Annotated in this window: 18 protein-coding genes and 1 pseudogene; 6 read left to right on the top strand and 13 right to left on the bottom strand. The window is 39.9% G+C overall.

What is annotated here, in order from left to right; all coding sequences use genetic code 11:
* Positions 1–38: 38 nt before the first annotated feature.
* The 12 genes and pseudogenes from NST05_RS09715 to NST05_RS09660 form a co-directional block, all read right to left on the bottom strand.
* Entirely contained in the window at positions 39–1,274 is a 1,236-nt protein-coding gene (locus tag NST05_RS09715) for a lipid II:glycine glycyltransferase FemX (RefSeq protein ID WP_340743024.1), read from the bottom strand.
* A gap of 289 nt (positions 1,275–1,563) precedes the next feature.
* Positions 1,564–2,127: pseudogene (locus NST05_RS09710) on the bottom strand (LOG family protein).
* A gap of 64 nt (positions 2,128–2,191) precedes the next feature.
* Entirely contained in the window at positions 2,192–2,545 is a 354-nt protein-coding gene (gene rbfA / locus NST05_RS09705; protein ID WP_002949692.1) for a 30S ribosome-binding factor RbfA, read from the bottom strand.
* 92 nt (positions 2,546–2,637) lie between these two features.
* Entirely contained in the window at positions 2,638–5,469 is a 2,832-nt protein-coding gene (gene infB, locus NST05_RS09700) for a translation initiation factor IF-2 (RefSeq protein ID WP_084828497.1), read from the bottom strand.
* Between the two features lie 18 nt (positions 5,470–5,487).
* Positions 5,488–5,790 carry a YlxQ-related RNA-binding protein gene (locus NST05_RS09695; protein ID WP_002947460.1) on the bottom strand — a complete coding sequence of 101 codons (303 nt, stop codon included), beginning with the start codon at positions 5,788–5,790 and terminating at the stop codon, positions 5,488–5,490.
* Positions 5,783–6,079 carry an RNase P modulator RnpM gene (gene rnpM / locus NST05_RS09690; protein ID WP_084828496.1) on the bottom strand — a complete coding sequence of 99 codons (297 nt, stop codon included), beginning with the start codon at positions 6,077–6,079 and terminating at the stop codon, positions 5,783–5,785. The genes NST05_RS09695 and rnpM overlap by 8 nt, the downstream gene beginning before the upstream one ends.
* 20 nt (positions 6,080–6,099) lie before the next feature.
* On the bottom strand, positions 6,100–7,287 hold the full coding sequence (gene nusA, locus NST05_RS09685) for a transcription termination factor NusA (RefSeq protein WP_014621164.1): 1,188 nt from the start codon (positions 7,285–7,287) through the stop codon (positions 6,100–6,102).
* A 65-nt stretch (positions 7,288–7,352) separates the two neighbouring features.
* On the bottom strand, positions 7,353–7,826 hold the full coding sequence (gene rimP / locus NST05_RS09680) for a ribosome maturation factor RimP (protein WP_011680755.1): 474 nt from the start codon (positions 7,824–7,826) through the stop codon (positions 7,353–7,355).
* A gap of 140 nt (positions 7,827–7,966) precedes the next feature.
* Positions 7,967–9,193 (bottom strand): glycopolymer--peptidoglycan transferase LytR, encoded by a 1,227-nt coding sequence (gene lytR, locus NST05_RS09675; RefSeq protein WP_084828495.1) that lies wholly within the window; start codon positions 9,191–9,193, stop codon positions 7,967–7,969.
* A gap of 8 nt (positions 9,194–9,201) precedes the next feature.
* Positions 9,202–9,723 (bottom strand): GNAT family N-acetyltransferase, encoded by a 522-nt coding sequence (locus NST05_RS09670; RefSeq protein ID WP_011225494.1) that lies wholly within the window; start codon positions 9,721–9,723, stop codon positions 9,202–9,204.
* Positions 9,716–10,159, bottom strand: a complete 444-nt coding sequence (gene tsaE / locus NST05_RS09665) for a tRNA (adenosine(37)-N6)-threonylcarbamoyltransferase complex ATPase subunit type 1 TsaE (RefSeq protein ID WP_002949675.1) — start codon at positions 10,157–10,159, stop codon at positions 9,716–9,718. Before tsaE ends, NST05_RS09670 begins: the two co-directional genes overlap by 8 nt.
* 272 nt (positions 10,160–10,431) lie before the next feature.
* Complete coding sequence (locus tag NST05_RS09660) at positions 10,432–11,853, bottom strand: NCS2 family permease (RefSeq protein WP_084828494.1); 1,422 nt, start codon at positions 11,851–11,853, stop codon at positions 10,432–10,434.
* A 208-nt stretch (positions 11,854–12,061) separates the two neighbouring features.
* Here NST05_RS09660 and NST05_RS09655 point away from each other — a divergent pair, with 208 nt between their 5' ends.
* Positions 12,062–12,874, top strand: coding sequence for an HAD family hydrolase (locus NST05_RS09655; protein WP_084828493.1), 813 nt, complete (start codon positions 12,062–12,064; stop codon positions 12,872–12,874).
* Between the two features lie 44 nt (positions 12,875–12,918).
* Here NST05_RS09655 and NST05_RS09650 read toward each other — a convergent pair whose 3' ends face one another.
* Positions 12,919–13,650: a cyclase family protein gene (locus NST05_RS09650; RefSeq protein ID WP_084828492.1), complete on the bottom strand. Its 732-nt coding sequence runs from the start codon at positions 13,648–13,650 to the stop codon at positions 12,919–12,921.
* Between the two features lie 377 nt (positions 13,651–14,027).
* Here NST05_RS09650 and NST05_RS09645 point away from each other — a divergent pair, with 377 nt between their 5' ends.
* The 5 genes from NST05_RS09645 (at position 14,028) to serS (ending at position 18,780) form a co-directional block, all read left to right on the top strand.
* Positions 14,028–15,020 carry a PTS sugar transporter subunit IIB gene (locus tag NST05_RS09645; RefSeq protein ID WP_084828491.1) on the top strand — a complete coding sequence of 331 codons (993 nt, stop codon included), beginning with the start codon at positions 14,028–14,030 and terminating at the stop codon, positions 15,018–15,020.
* A 67-nt stretch (positions 15,021–15,087) separates the two neighbouring features.
* On the top strand, positions 15,088–15,915 hold the full coding sequence (locus NST05_RS09640) for a PTS mannose/fructose/sorbose transporter subunit IIC (protein ID WP_084828490.1): 828 nt from the start codon (positions 15,088–15,090) through the stop codon (positions 15,913–15,915).
* A gap of 14 nt (positions 15,916–15,929) precedes the next feature.
* On the top strand, positions 15,930–16,841 hold the full coding sequence (locus NST05_RS09635) for a PTS system mannose/fructose/sorbose family transporter subunit IID (protein ID WP_014607980.1): 912 nt from the start codon (positions 15,930–15,932) through the stop codon (positions 16,839–16,841).
* Between the two features lie 78 nt (positions 16,842–16,919).
* A complete protein-coding gene (locus NST05_RS09630; RefSeq protein WP_014607979.1) occupies positions 16,920–17,294 on the top strand; it encodes a DUF956 family protein in 375 nt (124 codons plus the stop codon).
* A 208-nt stretch (positions 17,295–17,502) separates the two neighbouring features.
* Complete coding sequence (gene serS / locus NST05_RS09625) at positions 17,503–18,780, top strand: serine--tRNA ligase (protein WP_084829198.1); 1,278 nt, start codon at positions 17,503–17,505, stop codon at positions 18,778–18,780.
* Positions 18,781–19,270 lie beyond the last annotated feature (490 nt).

Genomic DNA, 19,270 nt, shown 5'->3' with positions numbered 1-19,270 from the left:
GATTTTCATCTCAATTGGCTTTTTTTGCTATCGAAACACTAGTCTTTACCTAGTATCTTCTTAAAAACATCATAGAAGGGATTGAGGGTCTTATCAAATGAACCAACAAGCGTCTCTAATTGTCCGCCAAACTGACGCTTAAAATTAAAGTTTCCTTTGCCAGAACTAGCTGCCTCAGTTTCAATAGTACCGTAAAAGTTAAAACGCTTTTTAGACTTACTTTTAGCATATTTTAGCATCTCCCAATGAAGCAAAACCGCTCCACCGAAATTAAGGTAGGCTTCATCATTACCCCCGTAAAAGCTGACAATTTCTGGACCATAATCCATGAAAAGATAAGCTGAAAGCGGTAATTTGTCAGTCTTGATTTGGTAAGACTTGAATTGTTCTAACCGCTTATAGTAGCTTCTCAATTGATCCTCCGCATCTGCTATTTGACCCTTGGTACGTTTTTTCTGAGGACCTTCTTTTAAATCCTGAATTTTGGCTTCAAAAGACTGAATATTCTCATCAAGATAAGCTAGATAAGCTGGACAATCCAAATAAGCTAACATAAACTTGGCAGATTTGCCAAAACATTTTTTTAGATTTTGAAAATAAACTAGCGGATGAACAGAAAATCCCTTTCGCTCTGCTGTTCGACTTAAAATATCGTAGAACTGGTCAAGTTGATGCTCATCAAGTTCTTCAGTCTTGACATTCAGAGCAGTGAATTTTTTGAGGTCTCGCTTCAATGATGGAGAAAAGGCAGCAAGGATTTCATCAGAACTAGCAAAACTTTCTATTGATTTTACGAACATCTGGTTAACCACAAGAGATTGTTCCGAATCTAGAGAGTGTTCAAAACCTAATGTTTCAAATACCTCTAGCACATCACTGGCCTTATCCACTTCAATATTTTCAAGTTTTTCATTTCTAATAAGATTTGTCAGATAAGGGTGTATAGAAAGTGTGGCAATATTTTTCTTTCTTAAATAAAGTATTAAAGCTTCGAGTATCTCTCTGTCAAACCAGCAAGAGGAGTGGTAATCTAGCAGGGGTCCATGTAACAAGAGGGCCTTTTTAAATACACGAAAGCTTTTCTTATAAACGACTATTGCTTGTGCTACCCTTAAGCCATCTCTTTCAAAAACCAGAGCTTCTACCTTTTCTATATGGTCTTGACTTTCCTGAAGCTTAGCCATCTCAGCAGACTGCAGAAAATTAGCACACTTTTCATTTAGCTGTGTGTTTCGATAATCATCAAAACTAACACTTTTAACAAAAATAGACATTACTATCATCCCTTTCTGTTTCATCCTATATCCCACATTTCCCTAAATCATTAAATACTTTTAATGATGGAAAATTTTTCCAAACCAAGAGGGGTATTGGGTGATCATGAACATTACTCACATATAATGAGAAAAACTAGTTGAATTATTAAAAATATAAACATCATTATATACAAAATTACCACTTTTGTTAAGAATTTTGCGATATTTTTTGAAACCTACACGACTTTTCATTTGATTATAAAAAGTCCTTCCACTTGAATGTGGAAGAACCTTTCTTCATTGATACTTACCTATAACGTCTCAATTGAGGTGGGGTATAAGACTGAACAAAGGCCTCAATTTCAGAAAAATCATCCGTAAAGAGAAATTTTGCAGCCGTTTCAGTCTCTAAAAAATCAAGAGCAACCAATGGTATCTAACATGGCCTTCATGGCATCGTAATAGCCGTTGAGATTAAAGAAAACACAGGGTTTGTCCAACTTACCCACACGAGCAGCAGCAATAGCTTCTGAGATTTCTTCAAGGATTCCAAGACCTCCTGGAAGGGCGATAAATACTCACCTTGCTCTAACATGGCAGTCTTACGCTCTGCCATCGTTTCTACTATAGTCATTGAGGTCAATCCCTCATAAGCAATTTCCCTATCTTTGAGAAACTGTGGCATGATACCATGAGCCTGACCTCCATATTCCAAAACCGTATCACCCAGAACTCCCATAAGTCCCATCTTACTGCCACCATAAACTAGGATAAGACTATTTTTAGCAATCCATCTCCCCAAGGCAATCGTTGCTTCTTTAAAGCTAGGATTGTCACCCATATTAGCTCCCAAATAGACTGTTACTTTCATCGAAGTCCTCTTCTTATTCTATTATAACGCAAAAATTCCTGCCATAACTGACAGGAGTTTTCGCTTAGTCTTTACGCTCCAAATTACGAAGCATCTCATCAATTTTATTACCGTATTCGATAGACTCATCCTTTATAAAGATCAAATCTGGAATCTTATACATAGTCAGATTTTTACCAAGTTCTCGCTTAATGGTACCTGTCGCTTTTTCAAGACCAGTTTGCGCTTTTTGGTTGTCTGACGCTAAAGTAGAGTGAATGGTATAGAAAACCTTAGCCGCCGACAAATCACCAAGCATTTGAACATCCGTGATGGTTACATTTTGAACACGTGGATCACGAACCTTCTTTTGAAGAATTTCGTTGACTTCACGTTTGATTTCCATTCCAACACGATCTACACGAAATGAATTTCCCATAATCTTATCCTTTCTTTTTTATAATGGAACAAAAGCCAGGCAGATGACCCAGCTTTGTCCCCTAAATAAGCTTCCTTAGAAATATGACGTGATTACCGTTTGATTTCTTCCATGATGTAAGCTTCGATAACGTCATCAACTTTAATATCGTTATAGTTTTCAATCGTCAAACCACCCTCTTGAGCGTTTCCGACTTCTTTAACGTCATCTTTATAGTGTTTCAAGCTTGCCAATTTACCATCAAAAATAACGACACCATCACGAATGACACGGGCACTTGAATCACGAGTGATTTTACCATTAGTAACCATGAATCCACCGATTGTTCCGACTTTAGAAACTTTGAAGGTTTCACGGATAACTGCTTCACCAATGATTTTTTCTTCAAATTCAGGATCAAGCATCCCTTTCATGGCATCTTCGATTTCTTCGATAACCTTATAGATGATGCTATGAAGGCGAATTTCAACTTCATCAGTTTCCGCTTGTTGACGCGCCTGTGGTGTAGGACGAACGTTAAATCCGATAACAACAGCATCTGAGGCTTCGGCAAGCGTAATATCAGATTCGTTAATAGCACCTACTGCTGAGTGAACAACATTTACACGAACCCCCTCAACATCAATCTTAAGAAGAGATGCTGCCAAGGCTTCAACTGAACCTTGTACGTCAGCCTTGATAATAACATTAACAGTTTTCATTTCACCAGCTTTAAGGGTATCAAAGAGGTTATCAAGACTAACACGGTGTGTTTGTTGACGTTGTTTCATAAGAGCACGTTTTGCACGCTCTTCGCCAGCAGCACGAGCTGCCTTTTCATCTTCATAAACCGCAAAATGGTCACCAGCCATTGGTGCTTCATTCAAACCAGTAATTGAAACTGGTGCTGATGGTCCTGCAGTCTTAATGCGACGACCAAGGTCATTGGTCATAGCACGAACACGTCCGAAAGTGTTACCAACAACGATTGGATCTTGAACATTCAAAGTACCTTGTTGTACAAGAAGGGTAGCAACCGCACCTTTACCTTTATCCAAGCGAGCTTCGATAACAGTGCCGATGGCTCGAACTGTTGGATCAGCCTTAAGTTCTTCAACTTCTGCGACAAGAAGAATAGTTTCAAGTAATTCTTCAATGTTTTGACCAAATTTCGCTGAAATCTCAACGAATTCGCTATCACCACCCCAAGCTGTTGAGATAACGCCATGCTCTGCTAATTCACCGATAACACGTTCTGGGTTCGCATCTGGTTTATCAATCTTGTTAATCGCAACAATGATTGGAACACCCGCAGCTTTAGAGTGGTTGATGGCTTCAATCGTTTGTGGCATAACACCATCATCCGCAGCTACAATCAAGACAGTAATATCTGTAACAGAGGCACCGCGAGCACGCATAGATGTAAAGGCCGCGTGTCCAGGGGTATCAAGGAAGGTAATCTTCTTACCACCCTCTTCAATTTGGTAGGCACCAATGTGCTGTGTGATACCACCTGCTTCACCTGTAGCAACACGAGAATTACGAAGAGTATCAAGAAGGGTTGTTTTACCGTGGTCAACGTGTCCCATGATAGTAACAACTGGTGCGCGCTCTACCATAGCATCTTTATTGAGGTAATCTTCATCAACAAAGAAACGTTCGATATCAGCATTATCGACCTCTTCTTTTTTGGTTGCCTCAATACCATAGCCAACCATCAACAACTCAATTGTATCGCCGTCAAGAGATTGGTTTTGAGTTGCCATAACACCCATCATGAAGAGTTTCTTAACGATTTCAGCTGGCTCACGTTTAATACGTTTTGCGATTTCTGCAACCGTCATACCTTCTGTGTATTCAAATTCTTTTGGTAATTCATGGAATTTACGCTCTGTTACTGATTTCGGAGCTGAATTACCACGGTTATTTTTACCTTTTTTATTTTTGTTTTTATTCCAGTTACTATTTCGTTGATTTCTCACTTGGTTTTGATTATTCCACTTATTATTTCTAGTTTGCTTTGGTCCATCTTCATTCACGCGACGATTATCACGTGATTTATTTGGACGTACTTTTTTACGACGTGTATCTTGTACTTGTGCAGTTGGAGCTGATTGGGGAGCCACTGGTGCTGGTTTTGGAGCTGGCTTAGTTTCAGCAGCGGCCTTTTGAACTGCTACTTCAGCTTGTTGTTTTTCTTTTCTTGCCTTTTCCTGCTCTTTTGCACGGCGTTGCTCTGCAGCTTTTTCTTCACGGAAACGTGTTTCACTTTGACGTGAATACTCTGCGTTTTGCTCTGCCTTCAAGGCTGCTGCACGCGCTTTTAAGTCAATGCGCGGACCTGCCTGATTATTTCGAGCATTATCTCTACGGTTATTTTGATTCTGATCATTACGCAGTTTCCCTTGGAATTTACGGTCATGATTAGTACTGTTATCACGATTTCCTTTGTTATGGTCCCCTTGACCATTTCCTTTTTGATTGCGACGATCATTATTGTGACGCTTACCTTGATCGTTTCCTTGTTGATTTCGGTTACGGTTATCTCGTCCCCCACCGTTTTTACGACGTTCTGCTTCTGCCTTGGCACGTGCTTCTCGTTCGGCCTTAAAATTACGGCTTTTCGGTTTTTTCAGAGCCACAGAGGCTTCTTTGACTTCAGCCTTTGATGTTTCTTTAGCAGGAGCTGATTTTGCAACAGATGCCTTATCAACCTTAGGCTCTACCTTCTCCTCTTTAGGGGTTGGTGTCGCTTTAGGTGCTGGCTTACTTTCAGCCTTGGCTGTACCCGCTTTTAAACTTGAAGTGATACGATTAGCATCTGCTTCTTCAACTGATGAGGAGTGGCTCTTAACAGAAAGGCCTAGTTCCTGAGCTTTCGCAACAATAACCTTGCTTTCTACACCAACCTCTTTTGCGATTTCATATAATCGTTTCTTTGACACGTGATGTCCTCCTATTCTTTATTCCATAAGAGTCCTCATTTTCTTTGAAAATCCAGCATCTACTACAGCAACCGTTTTCCTTGGTTTACCAATAGCCATGCTTAATTCCAGCGCGTTAAACACTGTGGAGACTTCTATATTATAGTAGTTACATTTATCAGTCGTCTTTTTAGTCACGTTACTACCAGCATCATTGGCAAGAAAAACTAGTCTCGCCTGCCCTGATTGAACTGCCTTAATGACAAGTTCTTCACCAGAAATAAGCTTCCCAGCTCTTTGTGCTAGTCCCAACATATTTGACAATTTTTCTGTGTTATTCAAGACCTAATTCTCTTCTTTTGACCTTGTGATCCACATAAGCAATGAGTTCATCGTAAAAACTTTCGGGAACATCCATGGAAAAACTATGGTTGAAAACTTGTTTCTTTTTAGCTTGTAGGGCTTCCTCATTATCCAATTTAATGTAGGCGCCTCGCCCATTTTTCTTTCCTGTTGGATCGACGAAAATTTCACCATCTTTAGTTTTCACAATGCGGAGCAAATCACGTTTATCGATGATTTCTCCTGAGACAACTGATTTTCGTAAAGGTATTTTTCGTGTTCTAGCCATCAAACACCTCTATTTTCTTCTTATTCTGCTTCTGGTGCTTCTTCCGTTGTTACATCTACAGGTGTAGCTTCTGCAACAATTTCTTCGACAACTTCATCTACTTCAGCCTCAGCTTTCTCAGCTTCTAGTGCTTCATATTCAGAAGCTGACTTGATATCAATACGGTAGCCAGTCAAATGCGCTGCCAAACGAACGTTTTGTCCACGACGACCAATTGCAAGAGACAATTTGTTATCTGGTACAACTACTGTCGCACGTTTGCTATCATCTTCGTCGAAGAGAACATAGTCCACTTCAGCTGGTGCAATAGCATTGTAGATAAATTCAGCTGGATCTTCCACCCATTGAATAACATCAATATTTTCCTCAACAGGAACCTCAATACCTGTCTTAGCATCCAAACGTGTTGGGTGGAAACGGCTGACAACTTTCTTGATGTTGCTTCCACCACGACCGACGATAGTACCAATAGCATCAACATTCGGATTATGGCTGCGAACAGCAACCTTAGTACGATCACCTGCTTCACGGGAAACGCTCATGATTTCTACAGTTCCATCAAATACTTCCGGAATTTCTTGTTCCATGATGCGTTTGATGAATTCTGGATGGCTACGGCTCACAAAGACGTTAACACCTTTAGGATTGTTTTCAACTTTATAAACATAAACATCGATGACGTCGTGTGACTTAAAACTTTCACCAGGAATTTGGTCTTGGCGTGATAATTGAGCTTCGAGCGTTCCAAGATTAACATAAATGAAACGTTGGTCAAAGCGTTCAACTGTTCCTTGCATGATTTCACCTTCATGTTGCTTATACTCATTATAAGTAATCTCACGCATTTGCTTACGCATTTTTTCCATAATCGTTTGTTTAGCAGATTGAGCTGCGACACGACCAAATTCGTCGACTGACTCTTCAAAGCGAATTTTATCACCAAGTTCGTAAGCTGAACTAATAGCAAGCGCATCTTTCAAGCTGATTTCCAAACGACTATCGAAGACTTCATCTACAACTTCACGAACGGTAAAAACTTGAAAATCACCTGTTTTTTCATTGAATTCAACAACTGCTGATTCAGACTGACCATAACGACGCTTGTAAGCTGATTTAAGTGATTCAACCACAGCATCGATGATGTCTTCCTTGTTAATGTGTTTTTCTTCTTCCAAGACACGGAAGGCTTCTAGCATTTCTGTGCTCATATTCTTTGTTGTTTTAGCCGTTAAGGGCCAAAACTGGCATCCTTTCTTTATTTACACTAAGAGTTTTAGAGTTTGACTGCCAAACGAGCTTTAGCAACTGTTTGATAGGGAATCTCAACAGTCTTATGGCGAGTCTTATCAAGATAATCAATTGTTAGAGTTTCGCCATCGAAGGCTAACAAGTCGCCTTGGAAAATCTTGATTTTATCAATAGCCTTGTAAAGGCTAACATTGATATACTGACCAACAGCATTCTTCAAAGCTTCTTTAGTCTTCAAGGGACGCTCTAATCCAGGGCTAGACACTTCCAACATGTATTGATCCGGGAAAGGGTCAGGCTGAATAGTATCCAAGAGAGGGCTGATAATTTCAGTCAGGTCTGCAGTATCTTCTACAGTAATTCCACCTGGCTTATCAATCAAAACGGACAAAATATAGTCACTGCCAATTTTTTCATACTCGATATCGACCAATTCGTAGGGGTCAGGAATTGCTGGAGCTACGACAGCCGTCACGAGATCAATAATTTTTTGCGACATTATGACCTCCTTACACACACAAGAGACGAAGTTTCTACTCCGCCTCTCTTTCGTTATTTCTTCATATTATAGCATAGCTTAAAAACTATTGCAAGTAATAATCATATGACAGCCAAAAGGCTGGGAATCTCTCAAGAGTTCTATTGTGCTGCTGGAACCAAGCTATAAGTAGTTACACCTGAACCATTATAATTAATTGTAGGGGCTGTTGTAGCTTGGTCCTGAACATAATTACTAGTATTCTCAGTGTAGCTATTGCCGTAGGTGGTACCTCCATAGTAGGTACTTACTGATCCACCACCTGTTGCCTCAGATGGTCCAGCCTCATAACTTCCAGTAGAGTTAACGAAATCATCTGAAACATAGCTAGAAGTCCCAAAATCATTGAGTACCAAACTAGTCTTAAGTTTAGATTCAGAAACTCCCTTCTTGCCAACTTCCTTCTTAATACGGTTTTGGACCTTAAGAATATCCTCAGTTGAGGCTACTTGGTAGCTTCCACCATTGATCATTGCATCCGAACCAGCCAACTGGTAAGACTTGATATTTTTAAGGGCCTCACTATAACCCATCAAACCACGCAGAGTAGTGCTATCACCAAGATTGATACTTGTTTGTACATTCGAACTGACAGCAGACAAAATTTTCTTATAAGAACCTATCGAGTCCATCTTCATGAGCTTAGCCACAATCTTTTGAATAACCTCACGTTGACGTTTTTGACGACCGTAATCACCATCGGGATCATCATAACGCATACGTGAATACACTAAGGCCTGTTCTCCATTGATTTTATGGGTTCCAGGCTCTACTTTCGCCTGAAATTCTGGTTCGTTTTCTGCAATCGAAATTGGGAAATCAAAATGGTTCGTTACCTCGATACCACCAACGGCATCCACCAAATCAATCATACCCTGCATATTAATCAGCGCATAGTAGTCAATATCAATATCTAAAACCTTTTGAATGGTTGAAATAGCTAAGTCAGCCCCACCCTCAGCATAGGCTGAGTTTAGTTTTGCTTCACCCGATCCCTCAACATCTGTCAAAAGGTCACGTTCCAAACTGGTCATGGTAGTTCTCTTAGTCTTAGGATTCACTGTTACCAAAATCATTGTATCAGAATTTCCTTCCCAGGTTTCCTTACGTCCTTCGGATCCTGTATCCACCCCCATCAAAAGAATAGTTATAGGCTTTGTCTGTTGAATAGCCTTACTATTCCCCGACGTTACCTTTGAAACTCTAAAGGTTTTTGACAATTCTCCTGTAGCATAATTATAAGTTGTCGTTAGATAAATACCAGCAGCTACTACTGTGGTGGCAAGAATTGCCGACAACATCAATAAAATTTTTCGTCCAAGTTTCATGTTTTTTCCTAATCTATGAGTTTAGCCATCAGGTAAACATCTAGAAATTCTCCATTTTTAGTTCTGGCACCACGTTTCTTAGTGCCTTCAATATCAAATCCAAATTTTTGATAGAGATGTACCGCCCGTTCATTACGTGCTTGAACAGTCAACTCTAAGCGACGGATAGCAGGTGTATTGACTGCCCAGTCAATCATTGTTCCCATAAGAAACTGACCAATACCATTGCCCCAATAAGGTTTAGCAACCGCAATGAAAACATCACCGATGTGACTGGTCTTCGTGTCTTGATTAGAAGTAACATTACAAACACCAATAACCTCATGACCCAATTTTGCGACTAAGCAAATCTCATTTGGGACACTCTGACGGCTATCAATATAAGAGGCTAACTGTTCGCCATTCAGTACAGAGCTCCTATCATCCTGAGCCAAAAAATCTGACTCTAGAGTTACCGTCTCTAGTAATTGTGCTAAGGATACGGAATCCTCTCTCTGGGCTTCCTCAATGACTAATTCGTACTCAGCCATTTACCATCTCCTCCTGGATTTCTTTACTTCTAGGGCCAAAAGATTCCAGAAGCAGTTGACGTCCATCACCATGATGAGTTATCGAAATTAAGAGATAGTCTCCCAGGAGACTTTCATCTAAGAGTTCTCCCCACTCGATAATCGTCACACCGTCACCGTATAGAAAATCATCTAAGTCAATAGAATCTGGATCATCACCAATACGATAAACATCTAAATGATATAGCGGTAAACGCCCCTCATATTCTCTAACAATAGTATAGGTTGGGCTCTTGATCATCTGTGAAACATCCAAACCTTTAGCAATTCCCTTAGTTAAAGTGGTTTTACCAGCTCCCAGATCACCTGATAGAACAATTATATCTCCAGAATTGAGCAATCGACCTAACTTTTGCCCTATACTAATCAATTCCTCTTCATTTTGACTGTAAATCATGTTTTCATTATATCAAAAAATAAAAATCTGGACTATAGTCCACTGTAAAAATCCATAAAAGCTTATAAATACTAAGATAGCAAGAATAATTTAGATATAACACCCTGTCTTAATTTAATACTTTCTTACATTAAATTAAACCTCCATAAAGTTAATATTTCTAACAAGATTTCAATCTTAACTTAAAACAGTCGTGAAAGTAAACCTCAAATCATCACTCGTAAAAAACTAAAAAAGCCTGACAAAAGGACAGACTTTTTTGCTTATAAATATTAGATCACAGCCATGCTAATGAAGTTAAGGATAAACAAGATATCCAAAATCCACATGACAAGATGAACATCTTTTGCTTGACCTTTGATAATTTTGACCAAAGTGTAAGTAAGGAAACCAGCTGCAATACCGTAGGTAATGCTATATGAGAATCCCATAAAAATAGAAGTGAAAAAGGCAGGAATTGCTTCAGACAAGTCTTCCCAATCCACAGCCTTAAGGTTAGAGAGCATCATAACACCAACAATGATAAGAATAGGTGCAGTTGCTGCACTAGGAACGATTGACACAAGTGGGCTAAAGAAACTTGAAATCGCAAAGAGTACTGCAACCACAAGAGCTGTCAAACCAGTACGCCCACCAGCACCAATACCTGCTGCAGATTCAACGTAAGTTGTAACGTTGGAGGTCCCGGCAATGGCACCAATACTTGTACCAACGAGGTCAGAGTAAAGGGCGCGGTCAAGAGCTTTAGATTCTTTGTTATCACCTGTTGAAGCGATGATACCAACCTTCTCACCAGTACCAATCAAAGTACCGATAGTATCAAAGATATCAGTTAATGAGAAGGCAAGGAGAGCCATAAAGACACCTGGCAAACGTGACATATCTGAGAAGAGAGAACCCAAACCTTTAGAACCTAGAGCTACACCAAAGACTTGCCCCAAATCCTTAATAGAAGCAGTCAGACTAGCAGCATGCCAGTCAATACTACCAAGGTCAACTACACCAGCAAAAATAGCGATAACAGTTGTTACAACAATTGAAAGGAGGACTCCTCCACGAATTCCCTTAACAATAAAGAAAATCGCAACTGCAAGACCAATCAAACCTACAATAACAGTTGGATTATTGAAAGCTACCAAGCCAGGTGTAGCAGCTGATGAAGCTGTAATTGAAGCTTGAGCCATATCAGCTCCCTTTCCGCTTACCGTATAAGTACCTGGATTAATTTTAAACTCCAAGAAACCTGCATTTTTAATACCTACATAAGCAAGGAAAATACCAATACCTGCTGAAATAGCAGACTTAAGTGCTGTCGGAATAGATTCAATAATCATATTACGTACTTTAGTAACTGTGATAAGCAAAGAAATAACACCACACAAAAAGACCATAGCCAAGGCTTCTTGCCAAGTGTAGCCCAAAGAAAAGACCACTGTGTAGGTAAAGAAGGCATTGAGACCCATACCAGGCGCTTGGGCGTATGGTAGGTTAGCATAAAATGCCATCATCAACGTCCCTGCAACCGCACCAATAATTGTTGCTAAGAAAACACCTTGTGCAGGCATTCCTGTTTGGGCCAACATCGCTGGGTTAACAAAGAGGATGTAAGACATGGCAAAGAAAGTTGTCAATCCGGCAGTCACTTCTGTGCGGACGTCAGTACCATGTTCTTTCAATTTAAAAATCTTTTCCATGAAAGTTTAGACTCCTTAGTAAAAAATATTGTCAAAATCCGAATAATTTCGGAACATTCTCACGTAGAATGCAACATTACTATTCTACATAAAATTATTTAACTGTGCAAGGTTTATTTCCTGAGACTTTTCTTATGAAAACCCGAACGTTCTTAGAAAACTCTTTCTCAATCACCAACAAAGGATAGATTTTTGCTATAATAGGAACATGACAAAAAAATTGATTGTACTAGATCTTGATGGAACGCTCTTGCGCCCAGATGGAACTATTTCAGAATTCACACAAAAAACGATTAAAGATGTACAAAATAAAGGACACCAAGTTGTTATTGCTACAGGTCGTCCTTATCGTATGGCTATTGACCATTACAAAACACTAGGGTTAGAAACACCACTCATCACTTTTAATGGCTCCTTGACCAATCTTCCAGACCAAGACTGGGCCTATGAGCATTCGGTTAAATTAGACAAAAAATATCTGATTAACCTCTTACAACGACATGATGAGTTAGAGATGGATTTTCTGGTTAGTGAATACCGAAAACACTTCTATATCTCTATGAATCACCCAGAGCGTATTCAACCACAACTCTTTGGTGTTGATAAAATCATTGAGGCTATGCGTTTGGAACCAGCAAAAATTACACGCAACCCAAATGCTCTTCTTATGCAAACTCGTCACGAAGATAAGTACCAGCTAGCCGATGATATCAAGAAAGACTTCAAGGAAGAAATTGAAGTTGATTCTTGGGGTGGGCCACTTAATATTTTAGAGTTTTCACCTAAAGGTATTAACAAGGCTTATGCCCTAAACTACTTACTTAAGGTTATGCGCAAATCAACGGATGATTTGATTGCTTTTGGAGACGAGCACAACGATACAGAGATGTTGGAACTTGCCAAGACTGGTTATGCCATGAAGAATGCTAGCTCTGTCCTTCTCCCCCATGCTAACGAACAAATTGAATGGACTAATGAGGAGGACGGCGTTGCTCGCAAACTTCAGGAACTACTTTTATAAACAAGAAAAGACACCGAAAATTTCTTCGGTATCTTTTCTTCTGATTAAGGTAAAATAGCCACTGCACTCACTGGGGAACCTGTCGCCTTGTCCCAGTGTGGAAATGCAATTGAAATCAAAGCACCAACAGCTGGAACTTGATCCAATTGATTCAAGACTTCTACCTGATAAATGTCTTGTTCCAAGAGGTAGTATTCGTTAACCAAACCATGTTCTGCTGCTGGAATACCAGCATCTGTGTCAAAAGTCTCATGCCCCACTGCCTTGACATGACGCTCATGGATTAAGAATTCCAAAGCTTCGTGGCTCCAACCAGGACTTTGCTGAACACCATTCTCATCAAGGTTGCGCATGGCATCTTGATCTGGCCAACGCTTCGACCAATCACTACGAAAAGCAACAAAGGCTCCTTCTCTAATTTTTCCATGCTCTGCTTCAAAGTCTAAGATATCTTGTTTGCTCAAGATAAAATTTGGATTCTCAGAGACTTCTTTAGACTTGTCGATAACATAGAGTGGCAAAAGGAGATCCTTGAGGGCAATCTCATCTAGCCAGCGACCTCCTTCGACAAAGTGAATAGGTGCATCAATATGAGTTCCGTATTGACCAACCACTGTGAATTTTTGAACATGGAAACCATCTTTTAAGGTAAAAAGGTCTTCTTGTTTCAAAGCAGGGAGGACTGGAAAATGTGGACTTTCCGCATTAATTTTGTGGGTCAAGTCGACCCATTTTTTGGATTGCAATTCATTATAAATACTTAGTAAATCTGACATAAGGAGGCCCTCTTTTCTTATAGATTTAACCTTAAATAGTTAATTGAAGCAATTATAGCAGTTGTAACTACGCATTACAAGCATTTATCTGATTTCCCCTTAATCCCATTTTCTCTATTTAGATATAGCTTTAAGCTATATCTAAATTCTTTTATCTGAAAAGAAAGTATATTTGCAAGAATTTGATGTTTTTTTCAATTTTATGATACTTTTGTTACGAAAACTATTGACAAACCAATGATAACGCTTTATAATTAGACTGTTCTAATTTTCGAGGGGCTAAAAAAATATTGTTGTCATTTTCATGTCATGAATGATAATATCAATAATCATTTTTCTATTCCTAAGAAGCAATATATAAAAGGAGGAGAACACGAATGGGTATCGGTATTATTATTGCCAGCCATGGTAAGTTCGCTGAAGGAATCCACCAATCAGGCTCTATGATTTTTGGGGACCAAGAGAAAGTTCAAGTTGTGACTTTCATGCCAAGTGAAGGTCCTGATGATTTGTACGCTCACTTCAACAAAGCCATTGCACAATTCGATGTTGATGATGAAATTCTTGTTTTGGCTGACCTTTGGAGTGGTTCACCATTTAACCAAGCTAGTCGAATCGCTAGGGAAAATCCAGATCGCAAGATTGCTATCATCACAGGACTTAACTTGCCAATGCTAATCCAAGCATACACTGAACGTATGATGGATGCTAACGCTACTGTAGAGCAAGTTGCTGCTAATATCATCAAGGAAGCTAAGGGTGGTATCAAGGCACTTCCAGAGGAGCTAAATCCAGCTGAGGAAACAACTGCAGCTCCTGTAGAAGCTGCAGCACCTCAAGGAGCTATCCCTGAAGGAACAGTCATCGGAGATGGTAAACTCAAGATTAACTTGGCACGTTTGGACACACGTCTCTTGCATGGTCAAGTAGTAACTAACTGGGTACCTTATTCTAAAGCAGACCGTATTATTGTTGCTTCGGATGACGTTGCCAAAGATGAGCTTCGTAAGGAATTGATCAAACAGGCTGCACCAAACGGTATTAAAGTAAACGTTGTTCCGATTCAAAAATTAATTGATGCTTCTAAAGACCCACGTTTTGGAAATACACATGCACTTGTCTTGTTCGAAACTGTTCAAGACGTACTTCGTGCTGTCGAAGGTGGCGTGCCAATAAAAGAACTTAACGTTGGTTCTATGGCTCACTCAACTGGTAAAACAATGGTTAACAACGTTTTGTCTATGGATAAAGATGATGTTGCTTGTTTTGAAAAATTACGTGACCTTGGCGTTGAATTTGACGTCCGTAAGGTTCCAAACGATTCTAAGAAAGACTTGTTTGAGCTTATCAAGAAAGCTAACGTTCAATAATCTTCATTCGGATAAATTAGTTGATAAATTCAACTAACGACAACTCAATAGAAAAGGAATTATAACCATGTCAGATATGTCAATTATTTCTGCGATTTTGGTCGTAGCTGTTGCCTTCCTTGCTGGTCTTGAAGGTATCCTTGACCAATTCCAATTCCACCAACCACTTGTTGCATGTACCCTCATCGGTGCTGCCACAGGTAACCTCACTGCAGGTATCATGCTTGGTGGTTCTCTTCAAATGATTACCCTTGCTTGGGCAAACATCGGTGCTGCCGTAGCTCCTGACGTTGCCCTTGCATCTGTTGCTGCTGCCATCATTTTGGTTAAAGGTGGTAAATTTACAGCTGAAGGTATCGGTGTTGCGATTGCAATAGCTATCCTGCTTGCAGTTGCAGGTCTCTTCCTAACTATGCCTGTTCGTACAGCATCTATTGCCTTTGTTCATGCTGCAGATAAAGCTGCAGAACACGGAAACATCGCTGGTGTTGAACGTGCATACTACCTCGCTCTCCTTCTTCAAGGTTTGCGTATTGCTGTGCCAGCAGCCCTTCTTCTTGCCATCCCGGCCCAATCTGTTCAACATGCCCTTGGCTTGATGCCTGACTGGCTCACCCATGGTTTGGTTGTCGGTGGTGGTATGGTCGTAGCCGTTGGTTACGCCATGATTATCAATATGATGGCTACTCGTGAAGTTTGGCCATTCTTCGCCATCGGTTTTGCTTTGGCAGCAATTAGCCAATTGACACTTATCGCTCTTAGTACCATTGGTGTTGCCATCGCCTTCATCTACCTCAACCTTTCTAAACAAGGTGGCGGAAATGGTGGCGGAAATGGTGGCGGAACTTCATCTGGTTCAGGCGACCCAATCGGCGATATCTTGGAAGACTACTAGGAAGGGGTGCTCTCATGGCTGAAAAAATTCAATTATCTCAAGCGGATCGTAAAAAGGTTTGGTGGCGCTCACAATTCTTGCAAGGTGCATGGAACTATGAACGTATGCAAAACTTGGGTTGGGCTTACTCACTCATTCCTGCTATCAAAAAACTTTATACTAACAAAGAGGACCAAGCCGCAGCTCTTAAACGTCACTTGGAATTCTTCAACACTCACCCTTACGTAGCTGCTCCTATCATAGGGGTTACCTTAGCTCTTGAAGAAGAAAAAGCTAATGGTACTGAAATCGAAGATGCGGCTATCCAAGGGGTTAAAATCGGTATGATGGGTCCACTTGCCGGTATCGGTGACCCTGTCTTCTGGTTCACAATTCGTCCAATTCTTGGTGCCCTTGGTGCATCATTGGCACAAGCTGGTAACATTGCTGGTCCACTTATCTTCTTCATTGGTTGGAACCTTATCCGCATGGCCTTCTTGTGGTACACTCAAGAACTTGGTTACAAAGCAGGTTCAGAAATCACTAAAGACATATCTGGTGGTATCTTGAAAGATATTACTAAAGGGGCATCAATACTTGGTATGTTCATCTTGGCCGTCCTCGTTGAACGTTGGGTATCTGTCGTCTTCACTGTAAAGCTTCCAGGTAAAGTTTTGCCTAAAGGTGCTTATATTGAATGGCCAAAAGGATATGTTACTGGTGACCAACTAAAAACTATCCTTGGTCAAGTCAACGATAAGCTTAGCTTTGATAAGATTCAAGTCGATACCCTACAAAAACAATTGGATTCATTAATTCCAGGTTTGACGGGACTTCTCCTTACTTTTGCATGTATGTGGTTGCTTAAGAAGAAAGTTTCACCAATCACAATCATCATCGGACTCTTTGTAGTTGGTATTGTTGCAAGCTTCTTCGGAATCATGTAAAAAGAGCAAGAGTTTAGCAAAGCTGAACTCTTTTCTTATGCTATAATAAAAATACTACAGTCAAAAAGAAAGATAGATATGGCACAATCATTAAACAAAACAGTTGAATTACATACAACGGGTGTTTCCTACATGGCTATCGGAGGAAAGGTCGGTAAATTTCTAATCGGAGATATGGCTCTTGAATTCTACCCAGATGTCAATGTCGAGCAATATATTCAAATCCCTTGGACCAGCATCACTCAAATTGGTGCAAATGTATCAGGAAAGAGGGTTAGTCGTCACTTTGAGATTCTAACAGACAAGAGCAAATTCCTCTTTGCCTCAAAAGATTCTGGGAAGATTCTAAAGATTGCTAGGGAACATCTTGGCAATGAAAAAGTTGTTAAATTACCTACTCTCATCCAAACCATAGGTGCTCGTATCAAAAGTTTATTTGCCAAAAAATCATAATTTTTGTATAATGTAAAGGACGGATAAGTAATAGCTAGACCTTTCCAGAAAGCCTGCGGTTGCTGTGAGCAGGTAGGGTTGACCTACGAAATTCTACCGTTTCTAATAATTAAAAACATAAATAAGTGCACTCCTGTGAAGTTGGATGGAACCGTGGCCCATGTCACTCCAACACTTTTACTGGGTGTTTTATTTTTTGGAGGAACTTATGTTAGATGTAAAACGTATTCGTAACGACTTTGATGCCCTTTCCGAAAAATTGGCTACACGTGGTGTCGTTGCTGAGACTTTAAATGAACTAAAAGAGCTTGATGTTAAACGCCGTGAGCTTCTTATCAAATCTGAAGAACTCAAAGCTCAACGTAATATCGCTTCAGATGATATTGCTCAAGCTAAGCGTAACAAAGAAGATGCTTCAGAACAAATTGCAGCCATGCAAAAAGTTTCTGCAGAGATTAAGGAAATTGATGCCGAACTTGCTGCTATCGATGAAAAGCTTAACACTATCATTGTGACACTTCCAAACACACCAAATGATTCTGTTCCAGTAGGTGCTGACGAAGATGAAAACGTAGAAGTTCGTCGTTGGGGAACACCTCGTGACTTTGATTTTGAAGTTAAAGCTCACTGGGATTTAGGGGAAGATCTTGGTATTCTTGACTGGGAACGTGGTGCAAAAGTTACAGGTTCTCGTTTCCTTTTCTACAAAGGTCTCGGAGCAAGATTGGAACGTGCAATCTACAACTTCATGTTGGATGAGCATGCTAAAGAAGGTTACACTGAAATGATCACACCTTACATGGTTAACCACGACTCTATGTTTGGTACTGGTCAATATCCAAAATTCAAAGAAGACACTTTCGAACTTGATGGTACTGACTACGTCCTTATCCCAACAGCCGAAGTTCCTTTGACCAACTACTACCGAGGTGAGATTCTTGACGGTAAAGAATTGCCAATCTACTTCACAGCCTTGAGCCCTTCATTCCGTTCAGAAGCTGGTTCAGCAGGTCGTGACACACGTGGTTTGATTCGTCTTCACCAATTCCACAAGGTTGAAATGGTCAAATTCTCAAAACCTGAAGACTCTTATGATGAATTGGAAAAAATGGTAGTTAATGCTGAAAACATCCTTCAAAAACTTAACTTGCCATACCGTGTCATCACTTTGTGTACTGGCGACATGGGATTCTCAGCTGCGAAAACTTACGACTTGGAAGTTTGGATTCCAGCACAAAATACTTACCGCGAAATTTCTTCATGTTCAAACACAGAAGATTTCCAAGCTCGTCGTGCACAAATCCGTTACCGTGACGAAGCTGATGGCAAAGTAAAACTTCTTCACACTCTCAACGGTTCAGGACTTGCTGTTGGACGCACAGTAGCCGCTATCCTTGAAAACTACCAAAACGAAGATGGTTCAGTAACTATCCCTGAAGTTCTTCGTCCTTACATGGGTGGTGCTGAAGTGATTTCACCAAAATAAATAAATGAGGTTGAGACAATTGTTCCAACCTCGTTTTTATTTTACTTTATACCAATGATGCAGTGTAAACTGAACTTTTCGTCCACTTTCTAGCTCAGGAGAGACCAAGTTAACCTTGTGGGGCTGATATTACGAAAGGGATACCTTTGGGTGCTAATTTAAAGTTCTCATTCAAAAAAGAACCTGACTCTAATATGATAAGTCAAGTTCCTCGTATATTTTTGGAGATATAACCCATTACATTTCAGATTATTATATCTGATAAAAACACTAGTAAAATAAATATAAACTTATATAGTTTTACTACTTATGTATCATTAACATTCTTCAACTCTACTTGAGTGTTTACACATAATTATTGACAGTATCAGCACCGGTAGTGTAAAATAAGTTGTGTAAACACAAAAAGGAATAAATCCGTTATAGTAGAGTTGCAAAACATTACTATAACGGATTTATTCCTATGACTCAGTTTACCACAGAACTACTT

It is taken from the genome of Streptococcus sp. FSL E2-3494 (genome assembly GCF_038007085.1).
GTDB classification, from domain to species: domain Bacteria; phylum Bacillota; class Bacilli; order Lactobacillales; family Streptococcaceae; genus Streptococcus; species Streptococcus thermophilus.
This window is presented reverse-complemented; position numbering and strand designations above follow the sequence as displayed.

Excerpts from the sequence above, each read along its gene's own strand:
- NST05_RS09715 (WP_340743024.1), bottom strand. The coding sequence starts at position 1,274 with ATGTCTATTTTTGTTAAAAGTGTTAGTTTTGATGATTATCGAAACACA.
- rbfA (WP_002949692.1), bottom strand. The coding sequence starts at position 2,545 with ATGGGAAATTCATTTCGTGTAGATCGTGTTGGAATGGAAATCAAACGT.
- rnpM (WP_084828496.1), bottom strand. The coding sequence starts at position 6,079 with ATGGCTAGAACACGAAAAATACCTTTACGAAAATCAGTTGTCTCAGGA.
- nusA (WP_014621164.1), bottom strand. The coding sequence starts at position 7,287 with ATGAGCACAGAAATGCTAGAAGCCTTCCGTGTCTTGGAAGAAGAAAAA.
- rimP (WP_011680755.1), bottom strand. The coding sequence starts at position 7,826 with ATGTCGCAAAAAATTATTGATCTCGTGACGGCTGTCGTAGCTCCAGCA.
- lytR (WP_084828495.1), bottom strand. The coding sequence starts at position 9,193 with ATGAAACTTGGACGAAAAATTTTATTGATGTTGTCGGCAATTCTTGCC.
- NST05_RS09670 (WP_011225494.1), bottom strand. The coding sequence starts at position 9,723 with ATGGCTGAGTACGAATTAGTCATTGAGGAAGCCCAGAGAGAGGATTCC.
- tsaE (WP_002949675.1), bottom strand. The coding sequence starts at position 10,159 with ATGATTTACAGTCAAAATGAAGAGGAATTGATTAGTATAGGGCAAAAG.
- NST05_RS09660 (WP_084828494.1), bottom strand. The coding sequence starts at position 11,853 with ATGGAAAAGATTTTTAAATTGAAAGAACATGGTACTGACGTCCGCACA.
- NST05_RS09655 (WP_084828493.1), top strand. The coding sequence starts at position 12,062 with ATGACAAAAAAATTGATTGTACTAGATCTTGATGGAACGCTCTTGCGC.
- NST05_RS09650 (WP_084828492.1), bottom strand. The coding sequence starts at position 13,650 with ATGTCAGATTTACTAAGTATTTATAATGAATTGCAATCCAAAAAATGG.
- NST05_RS09645 (WP_084828491.1), top strand. The coding sequence starts at position 14,028 with ATGGGTATCGGTATTATTATTGCCAGCCATGGTAAGTTCGCTGAAGGA.
- NST05_RS09640 (WP_084828490.1), top strand. The coding sequence starts at position 15,088 with ATGTCAGATATGTCAATTATTTCTGCGATTTTGGTCGTAGCTGTTGCC.
- NST05_RS09635 (WP_014607980.1), top strand. The coding sequence starts at position 15,930 with ATGGCTGAAAAAATTCAATTATCTCAAGCGGATCGTAAAAAGGTTTGG.
- NST05_RS09630 (WP_014607979.1), top strand. The coding sequence starts at position 16,920 with ATGGCACAATCATTAAACAAAACAGTTGAATTACATACAACGGGTGTT.
- serS (WP_084829198.1), top strand. The coding sequence starts at position 17,503 with ATGTTAGATGTAAAACGTATTCGTAACGACTTTGATGCCCTTTCCGAA.